Source organism: Acidimicrobiales bacterium, from assembly GCA_035547835.1.
Lineage (GTDB): Bacteria > Actinomycetota > Acidimicrobiia > Acidimicrobiales > Iamiaceae > DASZTW01.
This window is the reverse complement of record DASZTW010000018.1, coordinates 1-17,669: the sequence shown is the minus strand read 5'-3', so window position 1 is coordinate 17,669 and position 17,669 is coordinate 1. Positions and strand designations below refer to the sequence as shown.

Annotated in this window: 13 protein-coding genes; 2 read left to right on the top strand and 11 right to left on the bottom strand. The window is 70.5% G+C overall.

The features are described 5' to 3' along the window. Positions 1–91: 91 nt before the first annotated feature. Positions 92–646 carry a cob(I)yrinic acid a,c-diamide adenosyltransferase gene (locus VHA73_14505; GenBank protein ID HVX19238.1) on the bottom strand — a complete coding sequence of 185 codons (555 nt, stop codon included), beginning with the start codon at positions 644–646 and terminating at the stop codon, positions 92–94. 168 nt (positions 647–814) lie between these two features. Here VHA73_14505 and metH point away from each other — a divergent pair, with 168 nt between their 5' ends. Continuing rightward, positions 815–4,390: a methionine synthase gene (metH, locus tag VHA73_14500; GenBank protein HVX19237.1), complete on the top strand. Its 3,576-nt coding sequence runs from the start codon at positions 815–817 to the stop codon at positions 4,388–4,390. Positions 4,391–4,458: 68 nt separating this feature from the next. On the opposite strand, the gene VHA73_14495 is transcribed toward metH, so the two are convergent. The 5 genes from VHA73_14495 to VHA73_14475 all read right to left on the bottom strand — a co-directional run bounded on the left by VHA73_14495 (position 4,459) and on the right by VHA73_14475 (position 9,314). Beyond that, on the bottom strand, positions 4,459–5,406 hold the full coding sequence (locus tag VHA73_14495; protein ID HVX19236.1) for an aldo/keto reductase: 948 nt from the start codon (positions 5,404–5,406) through the stop codon (positions 4,459–4,461). A gap of 101 nt (positions 5,407–5,507) precedes the next feature. Then, on the bottom strand, positions 5,508–6,416 hold the full coding sequence (gene ligD, locus VHA73_14490) for a non-homologous end-joining DNA ligase (GenBank protein HVX19235.1): 909 nt from the start codon (positions 6,414–6,416) through the stop codon (positions 5,508–5,510). Positions 6,417–6,435: 19 nt separating this feature from the next. Then, complete coding sequence (locus VHA73_14485) at positions 6,436–7,239, bottom strand: Ku protein (protein ID HVX19234.1); 804 nt, start codon at positions 7,237–7,239, stop codon at positions 6,436–6,438. A gap of 51 nt (positions 7,240–7,290) precedes the next feature. After that, positions 7,291–8,058: a response regulator transcription factor gene (locus VHA73_14480; protein ID HVX19233.1), complete on the bottom strand. Its 768-nt coding sequence runs from the start codon at positions 8,056–8,058 to the stop codon at positions 7,291–7,293. Continuing rightward, entirely contained in the window at positions 8,055–9,314 is a 1,260-nt protein-coding gene (locus VHA73_14475; GenBank protein ID HVX19232.1) for a PspC domain-containing protein, read from the bottom strand. The genes VHA73_14480 and VHA73_14475 overlap by 4 nt, the downstream gene beginning before the upstream one ends. 200 nt (positions 9,315–9,514) lie before the next feature. On the opposite strand from VHA73_14475, the gene VHA73_14470 reads away from it, so the two are divergent. Further along, entirely contained in the window at positions 9,515–10,708 is a 1,194-nt protein-coding gene (locus VHA73_14470) for a LiaF domain-containing protein (GenBank protein ID HVX19231.1), read from the top strand. A gap of 71 nt (positions 10,709–10,779) precedes the next feature. On the opposite strand, the gene VHA73_14465 is transcribed toward VHA73_14470, so the two are convergent. The 5 genes from VHA73_14465 to lpdA all read right to left on the bottom strand — a co-directional run bounded on the left by VHA73_14465 (position 10,780) and on the right by lpdA (position 17,606). After that, a complete protein-coding gene (locus VHA73_14465) occupies positions 10,780–11,640 on the bottom strand; it encodes a hypothetical protein (protein HVX19230.1) in 861 nt (286 codons plus the stop codon). A gap of 155 nt (positions 11,641–11,795) precedes the next feature. Then, entirely contained in the window at positions 11,796–12,920 is a 1,125-nt protein-coding gene (locus VHA73_14460; GenBank protein HVX19229.1) for a Xaa-Pro peptidase family protein, read from the bottom strand. Beyond that, the gene (gene lipA, locus VHA73_14455) at positions 12,917–14,641 is read right to left on the bottom strand and encodes a lipoyl synthase (protein HVX19228.1); all 1,725 of its coding nucleotides are present in this window, start codon (positions 14,639–14,641) and stop codon (positions 12,917–12,919) included. Before lipA ends, VHA73_14460 begins: the two co-directional genes overlap by 4 nt. Before the next feature lie 30 nt (positions 14,642–14,671). Beyond that, positions 14,672–16,156, bottom strand: coding sequence for a 2-oxoglutarate dehydrogenase, E2 component, dihydrolipoamide succinyltransferase (gene sucB / locus VHA73_14450; GenBank protein ID HVX19227.1), 1,485 nt, complete (start codon positions 16,154–16,156; stop codon positions 14,672–14,674). A 40-nt stretch (positions 16,157–16,196) separates the two neighbouring features. Further along, positions 16,197–17,606, bottom strand: a complete 1,410-nt coding sequence (gene lpdA, locus VHA73_14445; protein HVX19226.1) for a dihydrolipoyl dehydrogenase — start codon at positions 17,604–17,606, stop codon at positions 16,197–16,199. Positions 17,607–17,669: the final 63 nt, after the last annotated feature.

The following is a 17,669-nucleotide window of genomic DNA, read 5'->3' as shown; positions in this document are numbered from 1 at the left end:
CGACCCGAGACCGCTGCCTCCAGGCCAGCGGGCCGCACCCACCTCGCGCACCCACCTGGCCGGGCCGCACCCACCGCTCGCGACGGCCGAGTCAGCCGCCGCGCGCGGTCAACGACCCGGCATCGGGGCCACCCACCGCTTCTTGCCAGCGGGCCAACGTCCAGCACAAGTCGCTGAGCCGGTTCAGGTACCGCACGGCCTCGGAACCGTCGACCGCAGCCGCGAGGGTGGCCCGCTCGGCTCGGCGCACCACGGTACGGGCCACGTCGAGCAAGGCGGCCACCCGGTTCTGGCCTGGCACCACGAACTCCTTGGGCGGCTCGAACTTGGTGTCGACATCGTCGATGCGCCCTTCGAGCGCGTCGACCATCTCGGCCGTGACCAGGTTCTGGCCGGCCGTGAGCTTGTGACGGTTCGACGGGTCGGTGGCCAGCTCGGCCATCAGCACCCACAAGTCACGCTCGAGCCCGATCAGGATCTCGTCGAGCTCGCCGCCCCGCTCCGCCTCCGCCCTCGCGGCACCGAGCGCAGCTTGCGCCTCGTCGACCGTGCCGTAGGCCACCGGCAGCGGCGAGTCCTTGGCGACCCGCCCGCCGTACAGGAGCCCAGTCGTGCCGTCGTCGCCCTTGCGCGTGTAGATCTTCATCTGCCCATCGAACCAGCTTCTGAAGGCGAGGTCCTACACGGTAGAGTTGCGCCGAGGGCTTCGTACGCCAACGAGCGGGGCGAAGCAGGAGGGTGCCACTGCGCCGGAGGTCCAGAAGGACCGCGACGGGAACCAGGCACTCATGGCCGTCGAAGGTTGGCGTTTTGCATGAGTGATTTTCTCGATCTCGTTTCGCGCAAGGTGGTCGTGTACGACGGTGCCACCGGCACCTGGCTCCAGACGCAACACCTGACCGCCGACGACTTCGGCGGGCCCGACCTCGAGGGATGCAACGAGTACCTCGCGATCACCCGGCCCGATGTCGTGGCGGGGCTGCACACGGCGTACTTCGAGGCGGGCGCCGACGTGGTGGAGACCAACACGTTCGGATCGTTCGCCATCCCACTCGGCGAGTACGGGTTGGCCGACCGTGTGCACGAGATCACCCTCGCGAACGCCCGTATCGCCCGCGAGGTGGCCGATCGCTTCTCGACGCCGGATCGCCCTCGCTTCGTGGCCGGCTCGATCGGCCCCGGCACGAAGTTCGCGTCGTTGGGCCAGATCCCGTTCGCCGACCTTCGCGACGCCTACGAGGCAGAAGCCGCCGCGCTGCTCGAAGGCGGCGTCGACCTCTTCATCATCGAGACCCAGTTCGACTTGCTCGGCCTGAAAGCCGCGGTCATCGCGTGCCGCAAGGCCATGGCAGCGGCCGGACGCGACGTGCCGATCCAGGGGCAGGTCACCATCGAGCTCACCGGCCGCATGCTGCCGGGCACCGAGATCGGCGCCGCGCTCGCCGCCATCGAGCCGCTCAAGATCGACATCATCGGCATCAACTGCGCCACCGGCCCGTCCGAGATGAGCGAGCACTTGCGCCACCTCAGCGCGCACAGCCGCATGCCGATCTCGTGCCTGCCCAACGCCGGGCTCCCTTCGGTGGTCGACGGCGAGATGCACTACGACCTCACCGCCGACCAGTTCGTCGAGTACCAGACCCGGTTCGTGACCGAGCTCGGCGTCAACATCGTGGGCGGCTGCTGCGGCACCACCCCCGAGTTCATCTCCAAGCTGGTCGACGCGGTCGGGCACCTGACGCCGCTGCAGCGCGAGCCCGTCTACGAACCTTCGGTCACGTCGATCTACTCGGCCGTCGCGCTGCGCCAAGACACGTCGTTCCTGATGATCGGCGAGCGCACCAACGCCAACGGCTCCAAGAAGTTCCGCGAAGCGATGCTCGCCGGCGACTGGGACAGCTGTTCGAAGATGGCCACCGAGCAGGTCAAGTCGGGCGCGCACGTGCTCGACGTGTGCGTCGACTACGTGGGCCGCGACGGCACGGTCGACATGAACGAGATCGCGTCGCGCTTCGCCACGCAGGCCAACGCGCCGCTGATGATCGACTCCACCGAGGCGCCGGTCGTCGAGACCGCGCTGCAGTGGATCGGCGGCCGGCCGATCCTGAACTCGGTGAACCTCGAGGACGGCGACGAGCCGGGTACCCGCCTCGACCGCTTCCTCACGCTCGCCGCCACGTACGGCGCGGCCGTGGTCTGCACGTGCATCGACACCGAGGGCCAGGCCCGCACGCCCGAGTGGAAGTTGCGAGCCGCCAAGGCGATCCACGACTTGGCCATCGAGCGCTACGGCCTCGAGCCGAGTGACCTGATCTTCGACCCGTTGGCCCTCACGCTCGGCACCGGCATGGAGGAGAGCCGCCGCGACGGCATCGCCACCATCGAAGGCATCCGGCTCATCAAGCAGGAGCTGCCCGGCGTCCACACCACGCTCGGCCTGTCCAACATCAGTTTCGGGCTCAAGCCAGCCGCCCGTCACGCCGTGAACTCCGTGTTCTTGCACGAGTGCGTGCAGGCCGGGCTCGACTCGGCCATCGTGCACGCCAGCAAGATCTTGCCGCTCAACCGGATCCCCGACGAGCAGCGCGACGTGTGCATGGACCTCATCTACGACCGGCGCGGCGCCGAAGGCGCGCTATCGGGCGGCGACCCCCACTACGACCCCCTGACCAAGCTGCTCGAGATCTTCGCCGACGTCGACGTGGTCGTCGCCGAGAAGGAGGACCACTCCGACTGGCCGGTCGAGGACCGTCTCAAGCAACGCATCATCGACGGCGACCGCGACGGGCTCACCGACGAGCTCGACGAAGCCATGGCCGCCGGGCACTCTGCGCTCGACATCATCAACGAGTTCCTGCTCGCCGGCATGAAGGTCGTCGGCGACTTGTTCGGCTCCGGCGAGATGCAGCTTCCGTTCGTGCTGCAGTCCGCCGAGACCATGAAGGCCGCGGTCGCGCACCTCGAACCGCACATGGAAAAGGCCGAAGGCGACGTCGGCAAGGGCCGGATCGTGCTCGCCACGGTGAAGGGCGACGTGCACGACATCGGCAAGAACCTCGTCGACATCATCCTCACCAACAACGGCTACGAGGTGCACAACCTCGGCATCAAGGTCGCGATCAGCGAGATGGTCGACAAGGCCCTCGAGGTCGAGGCCGACGCCATCGGCATGAGCGGGCTGCTCGTGAAGAGCACCCTGATCATGCGCGAGAACCTCGAGGAACTGAACCAGCGCAACTTGGAGCGCATCCCGGTCGTGCTCGGCGGCGCCGCGCTCACCCGCAGCTACGTCGAGCGTGACCTCCGGGAGATCTACAACGGACGGCTGTTCTACGGGCAGGACGCGTTCGAGGGCCTGCGCGTGATGGACCGACTCGGCGAGGTCCGGCGCGACCCGTCGCTCGACGACCCCGACTGGGGACGCGTGCCGTCGGAGTCGAAAGTGCGGTCGCGTCTCGAGGCTCAGCGGGCAGCCGTCGACCCCGCCAGCCTCCCTGCGCGCTCGCCGGAGGTCGACCCCGACAACAAGGTGTTCGTCCCGCCGTTCATCGGCTCGAAGGTCGTCAAAGGCATCCCGCTCGACGACATCGCGGCGTACCTCAACGAGACGGCGCTGTTCCGCAACCAGTGGCAGTTCCGACCCGAAGGCGCCCGCCGCCGCGGCAAGGCCGCCCAAGCGGCCGGCGACGTGCAAGCCCCCACCGAGCGCGACGAGGACTTCAAAGCGCGCATCCGGCCGTTGCTGCGCGAGCAACTCGACCGGGCCCGCGCCGAGCAACTGCTCGTCCCCCAGGTCGTCTACGGCTTCTGGCCGTGCAACAAGGACGGCAACGACGTCGTGGTCTGGTCCGACGAGGAGCGCACCAGCGAGGTCACCCGTTTCGCCTACCCGCGCCAGACCGAGGATCCCTACCTCTGCATCGCCGACTTCTTCCGCCCGCTCACCGACGAGAACGGCGCACGCGGCGAAGTCGACTACGTGGCGTTCATGTTGGTGTCGATGGGTGCCCGCGCCTCGGAGCGCACTGCCGAGCTGTTCGCGAACAACGAGTACCAGGACTACTTGTTCCTCCACGGCCTCAGCGTCGAGATGACCGAAGCGCTTGCCGAGTACTGGCATCGTCGGGTACGTGAGGAGTGGGGCTTCGCCGACGAGGACGGGCCGACGCTCCAGGGCTTGTTCCGCCAGCAGTACCGCTCCGGCCGCTACTCCTGGGGCTACCCCGCATGCCCCGACCTCGCCGACAACGAGCGCGTCGCACATCTGCTCGGCGCCGAGCGGCTCGGCATCGAGGTCAACGAGGAGACCGGTTTCCAGTTCCAGCCGGAGCAGACCACCGCGGCGATCATCTGCCACCACCCGCGCGCGAAGTACTTCGTCGCCCGCTGACTCGTCCGGCTCTCGCCTGCTCACCGTCCCATTGCGACCACTTGGGGCCGCTCCGGGACCTCAAGTGCTCACAGTTCGCCGGTGTCGGACAACACGACGTCGATCTGTGCTCGGTCGTCGGCGGTGAGCGACCAGCCGATGGCGGTCACGTTCGCCTGCACCTGCTCGGGCGTGGTGGCGCCCACCAGCACGGTCGACGCGCCCGGCTGGCCCGCCACCCACGACATGGCCAACTCCAAGAGCGAGTGGCCGCGCTCGCGGGCAAACGCGTCGAGGCGAGCCACCGTCGCCCAGTCGGCTTCTCCGTAGCCCGCCGCCAAGCGCGGCACGGCTGCGAACCGGGTGCCTTCGGGGGGTGCCTCGCCCGCGCGGTACTTGCCGGTGAGCAGCCCCGACGCCAGCGGGAAGTACGGCACCACTCCGATGCCGTAGTGGCGACACGCCGGCACGATCTCTCGCTCGACGTCGCGCCGCAGCAAGCTCCATTGCGCCTGCGTGGCGATGAACCGCCCGGTGCCCGCGCCCCGGGCCGTGTGCTCGGCTTCCGCGATCTGCCACGCCGCCATGTTGGAGCCCGCCACGTAGCGAACCTTGCCCGCGCGCACGAGGTCGTCGAGCGCGCGCAACGTCTCGTCGATCGGCGTGGTGGGGTCGGCGTAGTGCAGGTAGTACAAGTCGATCCAGTCGGTGCCCAAGCGGCGCAGGCTGGCTTCGCACTCGGCGATCAGGTGCCGGCGCGACCCGCCGACGGGGTAGCCGCGCTCCATCGTCCGTGACCCGAACTTGGTGGCCACGATCACGTCGTCGCGCCGGCCCTGCAGCGCGGCGCCCAAGTACTCTTCGGAATGCCCGCCGCCGTAGCTCGCCGAAGTGTCGAACATGGTGATGCCCGCGTCGAGCGCGGCGTCGACCACGACCTTCGCCGCCACGGCGTCGATCTTCATCCCGAAGTTGTTGCATCCCAGGCTCACCGCCGAGATGCGCAGGCCCGAGTCACCAACCCGCCGCAGTTCCATCCGCTGTCGCTCCTCGCTCGCCGGTTCGGCTCGCACCGCTTCGCTGCTCACGGTACGGGCCAGGCGGGCCCGCGCCGAAAAGGGCCACGCCACGCGATCCGTCAGGTGTCCGGCACGTTGGGCAGGTGCTGCTGCACGGTGAGCACATCGGCAAACAGGTCACCCAGCTCGTCGACGCGTGCCAGCACGTCGGCCACGTCGAAACGCAACGGCGCGCCGTCGGCCGCCGCTTCGACTTCGTCCCACGTCACGGGCGTCGACACGGTGGGCTCGGCACGCGCCCGCAGGGAGTACACGCACACCGTCGTCTTGTGCCGGCTGTTCTGACTCCAGTCGATCAGCACTTTGCCCTTGCGCAAGCTCTTGTCCTGGCGCGAGACGACGTCGTCGGGGCGCTGCTGCTCGAAGATGGTGGCGACGGCGTGCGCGAGGCCCGATGCGTGGTCGTGGTCGGTCGGCGTGTTGAGCGGCACGTACAGCTGCAAGCCCTTCGAGCCCGACGTCTTGGCCCAACAGCGCAACGACAGCTGGCCGAGCAACTCGCGGATGGCGACCGCCAGCGCGGCGCACTCGGGGATCGCGGTGCCCGGGCCGGGGTCGAGGTCGAACACGACCATGGTGGGCGTGTCGAGGTCGGAGGCCAGCGACATCGGCGTGTGCAACTCGAGCGCCGCGAGGTTCGCCGCCCAGACGAGCGCCGGCCGGTCCTCGAGCAGGCAGTAGTCGATGTTGTCGCCGCCGTCGCCGGGACCGGGTGCGACGCCCACCCACTCCGGCCGGTGCTTCGGGCAGCGCTTCTCGAAGAACGTCTGGCCGTCGACGCCGTTCGGGAAGCGCCGGAACGTGACGCACCGACCCGCCAGGTGCGGCACCATCACCGGCGCGATGCGGGCGTAGTAGTCGATCACCTCGCCCTTGGTGAACCCGACCGCCGGATACAGGACCTTGTCGAGGTTGGAGACCGACAACGTCCGGTCGTCGATGTGGACGGTGGTCCGCTCCTCGGCCATCACGATCCTGCCGTGCAGGTCACGAGGCCTTGCGGGCCTTCTTGGCTTCCTTGACGCTCTGCTCCAGCGCGGCCATGAGGTCGACGACCTTCTCCGGGCTCGGTCCGCCCGAAACGGCCTCGAGGACTTCGGTGGCGCCGCCGGCCTTGGCCTCGATCAGCTCCAGCACCTTCTCCCGGTACTCGTCGCGGTAGGCCTCGGGTTCGAACGGCGCGTCGAGCGTGGAGATGAGCTGGCGGGCCATGGCCAGCTCGCTGTCGCTCACCTCGACCGAGTCGATCGACTCCAGCTCCTCGACCGTGGCCGGGTCGTTGATCTCGTCGGCGTACACCATCGTCGACAGCACCAGCCGGCCGTCGGCGGGGCGCAGCGCGCCGACGTACTGCTTGGTGCGCATCACGAAGCGGGCGATGGCCACCTTCTGCGCTTCCTCCATGGCGTGCAGCAACAGCGCGTACGGCTTGATGGCCGCGTGATCGGGAGCGATCGTGTACGCGGTGTCGTAGAAGATCGGGTCGATCTCCGACAAGTCGCAGAACTGTTGGATGTCGATGGTGCGCGATGCCGCGGGATCGAGCGCAGCGAGCTCCTCGTCGCTGACGATCACGTAACGGCCGTCGGCCAGCTCGTAGCCGCGGGCGATGGCCTCGGCGGGCACCTCACTGCCGTCGGCGGCTGACGTCTTCTTCAAGCGAACCCGTGACTCGGTGCGGGTGTCGATCTGGTTGAAGTGCACGGTCTTGCGGGACACGGCGGGGAACAGCCGGCTCGGGATGTTGACCAACCCGAAGCTGATGGCACCGGTCCAGATGGCGCGTGGCATCCATCCATTGTTCCTGATGACCAGCCGCGATGCACCCGGCGGGTCGTCGCGTCACACCAGACGACGGTCGTTTGCCCAGGTCGTGAGCTCGTGACGGCTCGACAGCTGGAGCTTGCGAAGCACGGCCGACACGTGGGTCTCGACCGTCTTGGGCGAGATCGTGAGGCGACGGGCGATCTCCTTGTACGTGTAGCCCCGGGCGATCAGCCGCAGGACCTCACGCTCGCGCGCGGTGAGCTGGTCGAGCTCGGGATCGGCCGCGGTGGAGGGGAGCTCGGTGGCGAAGGCATCGAGCACGAAACCCGCCAGCCGGGGTGAAAAGACCGCATCACCCCCGCGCACGCGCTCGATCGCGTCGACCAACGAGTCCGGGCCGATCGTCTTGGTGACGTAACCGCGCGCACCGGCGCGGATCACGCGGATCACGTCGTCGGCGGCGTCGGACACCGACAGCGCCAAGAACGTCGTGGTCACCCCGCGGGCCTTGACCGCCTCGATCACCGCTGCGCCGCCACCTCCGGGGAAGTGGACGTCGAGCAGGACGACATCGGGCTCGGAGCCGGCGATGCCGGAAACCGCGGCCTCGACGTCACCTGCCTCGCCCACCACCTCGACACGGTCGCCAAGCTCGGCTCTGACACCCGCCAGGAACAGGCGGTGGTCGTCGACCAGGAACACGCGGGGCCGGCCGCTCTGCGCGCTCGTCGGCGAGGAACCGTGAGCCTCCGCCGCCGAGGCTGCTTCGGCCGTCGCCAGATCGGGATCGGACGACCCCGCCGCCTCGGGCGTCGACCGCCCGGCCTCGTCGTCGCGGCTCATCGCGGCAGCTCCAACACGATCTCCGTCCCTTCACCTGGGGCCGAGTGGACCTCGGCCGTACCGCCGTGGCGGGCCATGCGGCCCACGATCGACTCACGCACGCCTCGGCGATCCTCGTCGATCGCCGAGGGGTCGAAGCCCTTGCCACGGTCACGAACGAACAAGTCGACGCGGCGGTCCGACGCCTCGGCGTACACGGAGAGGTCGGTCACGCCCGCATGGACCGCCGCGTTGGACGCTGCTTCGCGAGCGGCACGCACCAGGCCGCCGACCCGGCCGTCGACCGTCGTGTCACCCACCATCACCAAGTGCACGCGCACCCCGTACAGATCCTCGACCTCGGCCATGGCCGCGGTGAGGGCCGTGCCGAACGACTCGGGCGGCCGGTCGCGCTCGGGAAACAGCCAAGCGCGCAGATCGCGCTCTTGGCGCCGGGCGAGCGCGGCCACCTCTCGCGGCGTGCCCGGGTTGCGCTGCACCATCGCGAGCGTCTGCAGCACCGAATCGTGGAGGTGTGCGGCCACTTCGGCCCGCTCCTCGGAACGGACACGCGCACGGCGCTCCTCGCTGAGCGCGCGCCACAGCCGCCGGACCCACGGCCCGACGACCACCGCGATGCCAAGCAGCGTGACCACCATGGCGCCCAACATCTGGCTGAACGAGCCGAACCCGCTGGTCCGCGTGAGCAACACGGCGAGCCCGACGACCATCAGCGCCGCGCCGCAACCGATCCGCACCACGACACCCCAACCACCTTGCAGGGTGTCGAGCGGCCGGCCCGGGATCTGGGCGGCGCGCGCCCGCCAGCGGTCGCGGTCGCCTTCCGACGACCCGGACCAGACCACGACCAGCCCGCCGGCCACCACCGCGACGGGCCACAGGAACCCGACGCCGAACCAGTGCAACTGCGCGGCGCTCAACACGATGCCGGCCACGATGCACGCCAGGCCGATGGCCCGTTGCCGGCGGGCCACCGCCGCCAGGCCCCGCTCCAGGGTGGGCGACGCGCCAGCGTCGCCGGGTGCAGGCGGGATGAAGACGATGCCGAGCGCGTACAGCACCACGCCTGCGCCGTTCAGGGCCAACACGATGAACGCGATCCGGACCACGGCCGGCGGGAGCCCGAACGCCTCCGCCACGCCACCGGCCACGCCGAACGCCATCCGGTCCGAGGAGCTGCGGTGCATCCGGCGCAGCCGCGGGCCCAGATCGCGCGAGCGGCGCCAGCGATCACGAGCTGCGGTCGACGCGGACATGCGTCCATGGTCGCACGCAGGGAGGACGGCGGCGATGGGGGATGACCCCGACCGATCCCCGGGATCTCAGGGAAACCGCAGGGGCATCCCCGATACCGTTTCGGCACCGCTCACCGCACCATGAGCTCATGACCCCCGCTGAACAGACCATGGACCCCGGCCCCCCTCCGCCTCCTCCTCCACCGCCGGGTCGCCGCCGGATGGAGCGCCCGAGGCGCCATGTCGTGGCCGGCGTGTCGGGCGCGGTGTCGAGGGAGCTCGGCATCGACGTGCGCTGGGTCCGGGCGGCGTTCGTGGTGCTGACGCTCCTCGGCGGGGCCGGCGTTGCCCTGTACGGCCTCGGCATCTTCCTTCTCCCGCTCGAGGGCGAAGCGCGTTCGTTCGCCCAGCGCTGGCTCGACAGCGATGACCGCATCCGCGTGGCGGGTGGCGTCGTCGTGCTGCTGCTGGCGTTCGGATTCCTGTCCGGTTGGGGCGGTTGGTGGCGCCACGGCCTGTTCCCCGGCGGCTGGGTGCTGATCGTGGTCGGGCTCTTGTTGCTGTTCGGCCCACGAGTCGACCGGGAGCACCACGCCGGCCCACCGCCCGCACCGCCGGCGCCGTACGGGCCAGGGGCCAGCCCACCGTCCGCACCGTACGGGCCAGGGGCCGGACCTGCCGGTGTGCCCCACGCCGCACCCGCTCGCGACTCGGAAGGCGGATCGGGCAGGGCGGACCGGGTCGACCCGACAGCCGCCGACCCCACCGCGGTGAGCCTCCTCGCCGGCCCGGCCGGGGTCGACCCCACCGCTGCGGAGGCGCCAGGCAGCTCGCCCGCCGGGGACCCGACCGCGGTGGTCACCGGCAACATGGCAGGCGGACCTCCCGACCGCGACGACCCGACCCTCATCTCGTCAGGCCCGAGGCCTGCAGCACCACGCCGGCGCCGGCGCCGGTGGCGCATCTTCGGCGCCACCTTGGCCAGCCTCATGGTGCTGGCCTTCGTCGCATTGCTGGTCGCCGTGACCACCGACGCGCTGCCACTCGGATGGGGTTGGGGCGACCACACCCAACGGCCCACCAGCGTGCAGGAGCTCGAGCACTACCGGCTGTTCGCAGGCACCCAACACCTCGACCTCACCGAGCTGCCTGTCGCCAAAGGCCACACCGTGACGGTCAAGGTCGATCAGCGGTTCGGCAACGTCCTCATCGACGTGCCGGAGGGCACCCGGGTGCGGCTCGACGCCCATGTGCGCGCCGGCAACATCGAGGCGTTCGGCGTGAAGTCGAACGGGTGGGACGTCGATCAACCGGTGAAGATCACCACGCCGACGGGATGGTCCCGCGGCCCCACCATCGTGCTCCGGGTTCGACTCACCGCCGGCGACCTGCACATCGAGCGCGGCGTGCGATGAGCGGCACGCTGGCACCGCCGACGTTGTCCCATCGCCCCGGAAGCGGCCCGTCGCCGCCGGCGCCGAGCGGCTCAGCCCGACAGCAGCGCGCGGGCGACGAGGTCGGTGCCGAAGGCCGTGAGGATCGCCAGGTACAGGAGACCGGTCGCGGCCATCACAGCCGAGTAGTACCGCTCCCGGAGGGCGGCGCGGGTGACCAGCACGAGACCGATCGTGGTGACCGCGCACGTGACCCACATCCAGCCCAACATCCCGCCGTAGCCGTCGTCGATGTGGCCGTTGAGCACCGAGACCATGCCGGTCGGCACGAGCAGGAGCAGCACCTCGACCGGCCACACGAGCCCCGTCCACTTGACCAGCTCGCGTAGCGGTCCCCTCGTCAGCCCGGGCTGCACGAGATACCAGTGCCCGAGCAGCATGGCGTCGGAGATCGACCCGAGGAACGCGGCGCCGGCGATCGTGCGCGCCACCGCCAGCACGGCCGGGTGACCCGCGTGCACGCCCGCGAACACCAGACCGATCACCCCGATCGCCGGGGCCAGCAGATCGAGCGCAGGCGGGAACTCCGCCACGTCAGGATCCGGCTCGGCCGCGTGGCGATCGATGCCGGTCATGGCGGCGACGCGGGCGCGCCGGCGATCGCGCAGCTCGCGCTGACCGCTCACACCCGCCTTGCGCCGCACGACCGACACCGCCAGCGCCGCCCCCGTCGCCACGATCACCCCGACCGTGGCGACCTCCCGTCCCCACACCCGATCGGTGATGCCCGACACGGCGAGCGCGGCCACGGCCATTGCGCCGTACGTGAGGCGCAATAACCAGCCGTAGCCGATCCCGACCTCGCGGCGCCGGCCGGTCACCCAGAGGAACGCAAGCCCACCGACGGACCACTGCAACAGCACGGTGGCCGCGTCGAGGTGGATGGTGCGCACGAGGCGTAGAGGCTACGACCGCGACCCGCACCCCCACCAAACCCCCACCGCGACCCCACCCAGGCCGCGCGAGGACCCCACCGGGAGCCCGCCAAGACCCCGTTTCTGGGCACCAGAACGAAGCAGGGTGTGGTGCGGGGCGGGGCGGGGCGGGATCAGCAGTCGACGACGACGAGGTCGTGGTCGGCGGTGTTGAGCGCCTCGGGGCCGGCTTCGGTGGCCACGACGATGTCCTCGAGGCGGGCACCCCAACGACCGTCGACGTAGATGCCCGGCTCGACCGAGAACGCGTGCCCGGGCACGAGGCGCGTGTCGTTGCCCTCGACGATGTAGGGGTCCTCGTGCTCCTCGATGCCGATGCCGTGGCCGGTGCGGTGGATGAACTCCGCGCCGCGACCGGCGGCCGCGATCACCGAGCGGGCGGCGGCGTCGACCGCCTCACAGGTCGTGCCGACGGTGGCCGCCGCGACCCCGGCCGCCTGGGCCTCGTGCAGCACCGCGTACAGCTCTGCGAACTCGGCGGCCGGCGCCTTGCCACCCGTCCACACGCAGCGCGTGATGTCGGAGCAGTAACCGGCACCGTCGGGGCCGAGCAGCGTGCCACCGAAGTCGCACAACACGACTTCGCCGGCGGCGACCACCCGGTCGCTCGGTTCGTGGTGCGGACTGGCCGCGTTGGCACCCGCGGCGACGATCGCGAAGTTGACCCGGTGGTGGCCCTCCGCCAGCAGTCGGGCGCCGATGTCCGCGGAGATCGCAGCCTCGGTGCGACCCACCAGCGGGATCTCGCCGTCCTGCAGCTGCGCCGCGACCCGGTCGGCGGCCGACGCCGCCGCCCGCAGCTGTTGGATCTCGGCGAAGTCCTTTACCGCGCGCAGCGGCCCCGTCACCAGCGAGCCCTTGCGCCAGTGGCGCCGCGGCAAGACGTGTTGGAGGTCGATCACGAACCGGGCCCACGTCCGGTCGCCAACCGCCACGCAATCCGCCGCGCCGACCAAGCGTGCCACGATGTCGACCGGGTCCTCGGCTTCGTCCCACGGGCGGATCGTGAACACGTCGGGACGGTCGACCACGCGAGGCGCCTCGATCCGTGGCACGACCAACGTGGGCTGGTCACCCGCGGGCACCACGAGCATCGTCAGCCGTTCGAGGGGCATCGCCTCGTACCCGGTGAGCCACGGCAGGTCGGGGCCTACCGACACCAACAGCGAGTCGACGTGGTGCTCGACCATGGCCGCTCGGACCCGGGCGAGGCGGTCGACGTGGACGTCGGCGCTCACGACGCCGGCTCCTTGGCCAGCTCGCCCGGCGTAGCGGCCAGCGCCGCCGCGGCTTGACGGGCGTGATAGCTCGACCGCGTGAGCGGGCTCGCCTCCACATGCCCGATCCCCATGGCCTCACCGGCCTCGGCGAACGCGTCGAACTGCTCGGGCGTCACCCAGCGGGTGACCGGCAGGTGATGGCTGGTCGGCCGCAGGTACTGGCCGATCGTCACGATGTCGACGCCCACGCCGCGCAAGTCGGCCAGGGTGGCCAGCACTTCGTCGTCGGTCTCGCCGATGCCCACCATCAGCGACGACTTGGTGGTGAGCCCGGCGGCCTTGGCGCGCGCGAGCACCGCCAAGCTCCGGGCGTACGACGCCGACGGCCGAACGGCACGCTGCAGCCGTGCCACGGTCTCGACGTTGTGGTTCAGCACGTCGGGCCCGGCGTCGAACACGATGCGCAGCGAATCAGGATCGCCCTTGCAGTCGGAGATCAACGTCTCGATCCGGGCCGCCGGGTTGCGGCTGCGGATCGCGGCGATGGTGGCGGCGAACTGACCGGCACCGCCGTCGGGCAGGTCGTCGCGCGCGACGCAGGTGAGAACCGCGTAGCCAAGGCCCATGCGCGCCACGGCTTCGGCGACGTGGACGGGTTCGGCGGGATCGGGCGGCAGTGGCTTGCGGGTGTCGACCAGGCAGAACCCACACGCGCGGGTGCAGCGATCGCCGTTCAACATGAACGTGGCGGTACCGTCGGCCCAGCACTCGAAGATGTTGGGGCAGCCGGCCTCTTCGCACACCGTGACGAGGTCGAGGTCGCGCATGGTGCGCTTCAAACGGCCGTACTCCGGCGTGATCTTGACCTTCGCCTTGGCGTACGAGGGCTTGCGCGCCGAGATGGTGAGCCCTTCGGTGACGCCGGCTTCGGTGAGCCGGTTGCGGGCGTGGGTCGACGTGCCGCGGGCGGCGTCGGAGAGCGGCACGACCTCGGCCTGATCGAGGGCGCCGGGGCCTTCGCCGCGCGAGAACGGGGCCAGGTCGCTGGCATGGTGCCGCCACACGACATCGTGCCGTTCGACTGGCCGGCCGAGCGCCCAGCGCGCCGCGGCGCGCGCCACGAACGCATCGACCACCGTCCGCAGGTCGACCTCGACGCCCTCCGCCACGATCGACGTCACTGCTTTGTCGGGGATCCCGCACGGCACGATGTGGTCGAACATCGACAGGTCGGGGTCGACGTTGAGCGCGAAGCCGTGCAGCGTGCGCCCGCGGCTGATGCGCACGCCGATCGCACAGATCTTCCGCGGGTCGCTTCCCCCGCTGTCGACCCACACGCCCGGGTAGCCGTCGAGCCGACCGGCTCCCGGCAGCCCGACGTCGGCCAGCGTGTCGATCACGACCTGCTCGAGCCCGTGCACGTACGCGGCGGAGTCGGGTTTCGAGCCGCCTCCCTTGCCGGGCAGCGTCAGGATCGGGTAGCCGACGAGCTGGCCGGGGCCGTGGTACGTGATGTCGCCCCCACGGTCGGCCTTCGCGAGCTCGGCGCCCACGTCGGTCGGCGGCACCAGCAGATGCGCGAGGTCGGCCCGCACCCCGAGCGTGTAGACGTGCGGGTGCTCGAGCAGGAGCAGGTGGTCGTCGGCGCCGTGACGGTGCAGGCCGTGCTGGAGCGCGAGCGCATCGCGATACCGCACCCCGCCCAGCCACCTCACGTGGAGGGGTCGGCCGTCAGCCATCGACTCCTCGATCCGTGCCGGCAGCCGCGCTCAAAGCTCGGCTTCCCAGTCGCGGGTCTCGATGATCTCTTGGACCTTGCGCAGGAACGCCGACGCGTACGCGCCGTCGAAGGCCCGGTGGTCCCAGGCCAGCGCCAAGTTGCCGACGGAGTGGATGGCGATGGCCTCGGAGCCGTCGTCGGCCTCGACCACCACGGGTCGCCGCTTCACGCCGTCGGTCGACAAGATCGCGACTTGCGGCTGGTTGATGATCGGCAACGTGATGAGCGTGCCGAACGGGCCTGGGTTGGTGATCGTGAACGTGCCGCCCTGGATGTCGTCGGCACCGAGCTTCTTGGTGCGCGCCCGAGCTGCGAGATCGCTGACTTCCCGGGCGATGCCGCGCATGCGGATGGCGTCGGCGCCATGGATCACCGGCACGATGAGCCCCTTGAAGTCGAGATCGACCGCGATGCCGATGTTGATCGCGCCGTGCACGACGAGCGCGTTGTCGCCGACCGACGCGTTGACCTCGGGGAACTCACGGATGGCGTCGACCACCGCGCGGGTGACGAACGGCAGGTACGTCAGGCTGAAGCCCTCCTCGGCCTTGAACGCCTGACCGTGCGAACGCCGGAGGCGGTCGACGCCCTCGAAGTCGACTTCGATCGAGGCGTACACATGGGCCGAGGTCTGCTTCGAGCCGATCATGTGCTCCGCGGTGCGACGCCGGATGTTGGTGAACGGCACCACTTGATCGCCCGCGCCCGGCGCGGCCGGGATCTGTGCCACCGCGACGGGTGGCGTCGACTCCGCGGTCGGCCCGGCCGCTGCAGGTGCCGGCGCGGCTGGTGCGCTCGGCCCGGCGGCCGCCGCCGGAGCGGTGGCGCTGCGACCGTTGCCGTTGCGCGCGTCGATCAGCTTCTGCACGTCGTTGCGGGTGATGCGGCCGCCCACCCCGGTGCCGACGATCGACTCGGCATCGAGGCCGTGCTCTGCGATCAACCGGCGCACCACGGGTGACAACAGCTTGGTGCCGCCACTTCCGGCCGCAGACGCCGCAGGCGCGGCCGGCACCGCGGCCGACGCGACGGACGGAGTGGGCGCCGCGGGAGCGGGCGCCGGCGCTGGCGCGGGGGGCGCTGGCGCGGGGGGCGGCGCGGCCGGTTCGGGGGCCGGCGGAGCGGCAGCCGGCTCGGGCTCGGGCGCCGCGGCGGACGCCGCGGGTGTCGACGCAGCACCACCGGCTGCGTCGCCCACCACCGCGAGCTTCGTGCCGACGTCGACCGTCTCACCTTCTTGCACGAGGATCTCGGACAGCACGCCGGCGGCCGACGACGGGACCTCGGAGTCGACCTTGTCGGTGGACACCTCGAACAGCGGCTCATCGATCTCGACCTGGTCGCCGACCTTCTTCAGCCATTGTGTGATCGTGCCCTCGGTGACGGTCTCACCCAGTTGGGGCATCTCGATGTCGGCCATGGCGGCGTCTACCTCTCTCGCTGTGCGACGGTGAACAGGTCGGTGGACGTGGATTCAGTTGTGGCGCCGGCCCGGGCGACCGGTGGCGCGGGCCTCAGCTGTGGAGGCCTCGCCCGCTGAGGGTCAACATGGTCTCGCCGAAGTTCTCCGACAAGGTCGGGTGCGGCTGGATGAAGTGGGACACCTCGTCGACGGTGGCCTCCCAGTTCACCGCGAGATAGCCCTGCCCGAGTTGCTCGGTGACCCACGGCCCCGCCATGTGCACGCCGAGCACGCGCCCGGCCCTGCCGTCGGGACCCTTCTCGGCGATGACCTTCACGAGGCCCTCGGTCTCGCCCAAGATGCCCGCCCGGCCGTTGCCGAGCCACTGGTGGCTGCTGGCGACGACCTCGAACCCGGCATCGATCGCTCCCTGCTCGGTGTAGCCGCAGTACGCGATCTCCGGGTGGCAGTACACGCAGTTCGGCACGCGGCCGTACTCGATCGGCGTGGCCGGCTCACCGAGGATCTGCTTGATGACCAGCATCGCCTCGGCGAACCCGATGTGCGCCAGGCCCGGCGTGGCGATCACGTCGCCCACCGCCCACACGCCATCGGCTCCCGTGCGGCACCACTCATCGGCCTGGACGAAGCCGCGATCGTCGAGCTGCACGCCCGTGCCGTCAGCCAGTAGCCCGTCGGTGACGGGATGACGACCGACGGCCACCACGATCGCGTCGACCTCGACATCGTCACCACCCTCGACGTGCACCGCGGTGCCGCTCGACGACGGGGTGTGGCCGGTGATCCTCACGCCGGTGCGAACCCCGAGCTTGCGCTTGCGGAACGACCGGAGCACCTGCTTGACGACGTCGGCGTCGACGCCGCCGAGGATCGACGGCAGCCCCTCGAGCACCGTGACCTCGGTGCCGAGGTCGGAGAACATCGACGCGAACTCGATACCCACCACGCCGCCGCCGATGACAGCCACGCGCTTTGGCATCTCGGTCATCTGGAAGACTTCGTCAGAGGTCAGCACCACCTTGCCGTCGACCTCGAACCCGGGCAGCAACTTGGGCGCGGAGCCGGTGGCGATGATCACGTTGGTGCCGGTGAGCTCGGTGACGCTGCCGTCGGCCGCGGTGACGCTGACCTGGCGACCTGGCCCCAGCGAGCCCTGCCCGGTCAGCACCTCGACCTTGCGACCCTTCAGCAGCCCCGACAGGCCCTTCACCTGGCGGTCGACCACTTGTTGCTTGCGGGCCATCATGGCGCCGGCGTCGAGCGTCGGCTGCTCGGCTTGCACGCCGAACTCCTTGGCGCTCGCGACCGCCCGGAAGATCGACGCCGTCTCCAGCAGCTCCTTGGCCGGGATGCAACCGCGGTTGAGGCAGGTGCCGCCCACCGCGTCGCGCTCGACCATCGCGATGCGTAGTCCCGCCGCGGCGCCGTACAGGGCCGACGCGTAACCGCCAGGACCACCACCGATGATCACCACATCGAATTGCTCGGGCGTCGAGACCACCTCCTCGGTCCTCGGTGGACTCTATCGACCGATGGAACGGTCGGGCGCGCCCCGGCAGGGCGC

Bases quoted from the DNA above. Each gene is read 5' to 3' on its own strand.
- VHA73_14505 (HVX19238.1), bottom strand. From the start codon at position 646: ATGAAGATCTACACGCGCAAGGGCGACGACGGCACGACTGGGCTCCTG.
- metH (HVX19237.1), top strand. From the start codon at position 815: ATGAGTGATTTTCTCGATCTCGTTTCGCGCAAGGTGGTCGTGTACGAC.
- VHA73_14495 (HVX19236.1), bottom strand. From the start codon at position 5,406: ATGGAACTGCGGCGGGTTGGTGACTCGGGCCTGCGCATCTCGGCGGTG.
- ligD (HVX19235.1), bottom strand. From the start codon at position 6,416: ATGGCCGAGGAGCGGACCACCGTCCACATCGACGACCGGACGTTGTCG.
- VHA73_14485 (HVX19234.1), bottom strand. From the start codon at position 7,239: ATGCCACGCGCCATCTGGACCGGTGCCATCAGCTTCGGGTTGGTCAAC.
- VHA73_14480 (HVX19233.1), bottom strand. From the start codon at position 8,058: ATGAGCCGCGACGACGAGGCCGGGCGGTCGACGCCCGAGGCGGCGGGG.
- VHA73_14475 (HVX19232.1), bottom strand. From the start codon at position 9,314: ATGTCCGCGTCGACCGCAGCTCGTGATCGCTGGCGCCGCTCGCGCGAT.
- VHA73_14470 (HVX19231.1), top strand. From the start codon at position 9,515: ATGGAGCGCCCGAGGCGCCATGTCGTGGCCGGCGTGTCGGGCGCGGTG.
- lipA (HVX19228.1), bottom strand. From the start codon at position 14,641: ATGGCTGACGGCCGACCCCTCCACGTGAGGTGGCTGGGCGGGGTGCGG.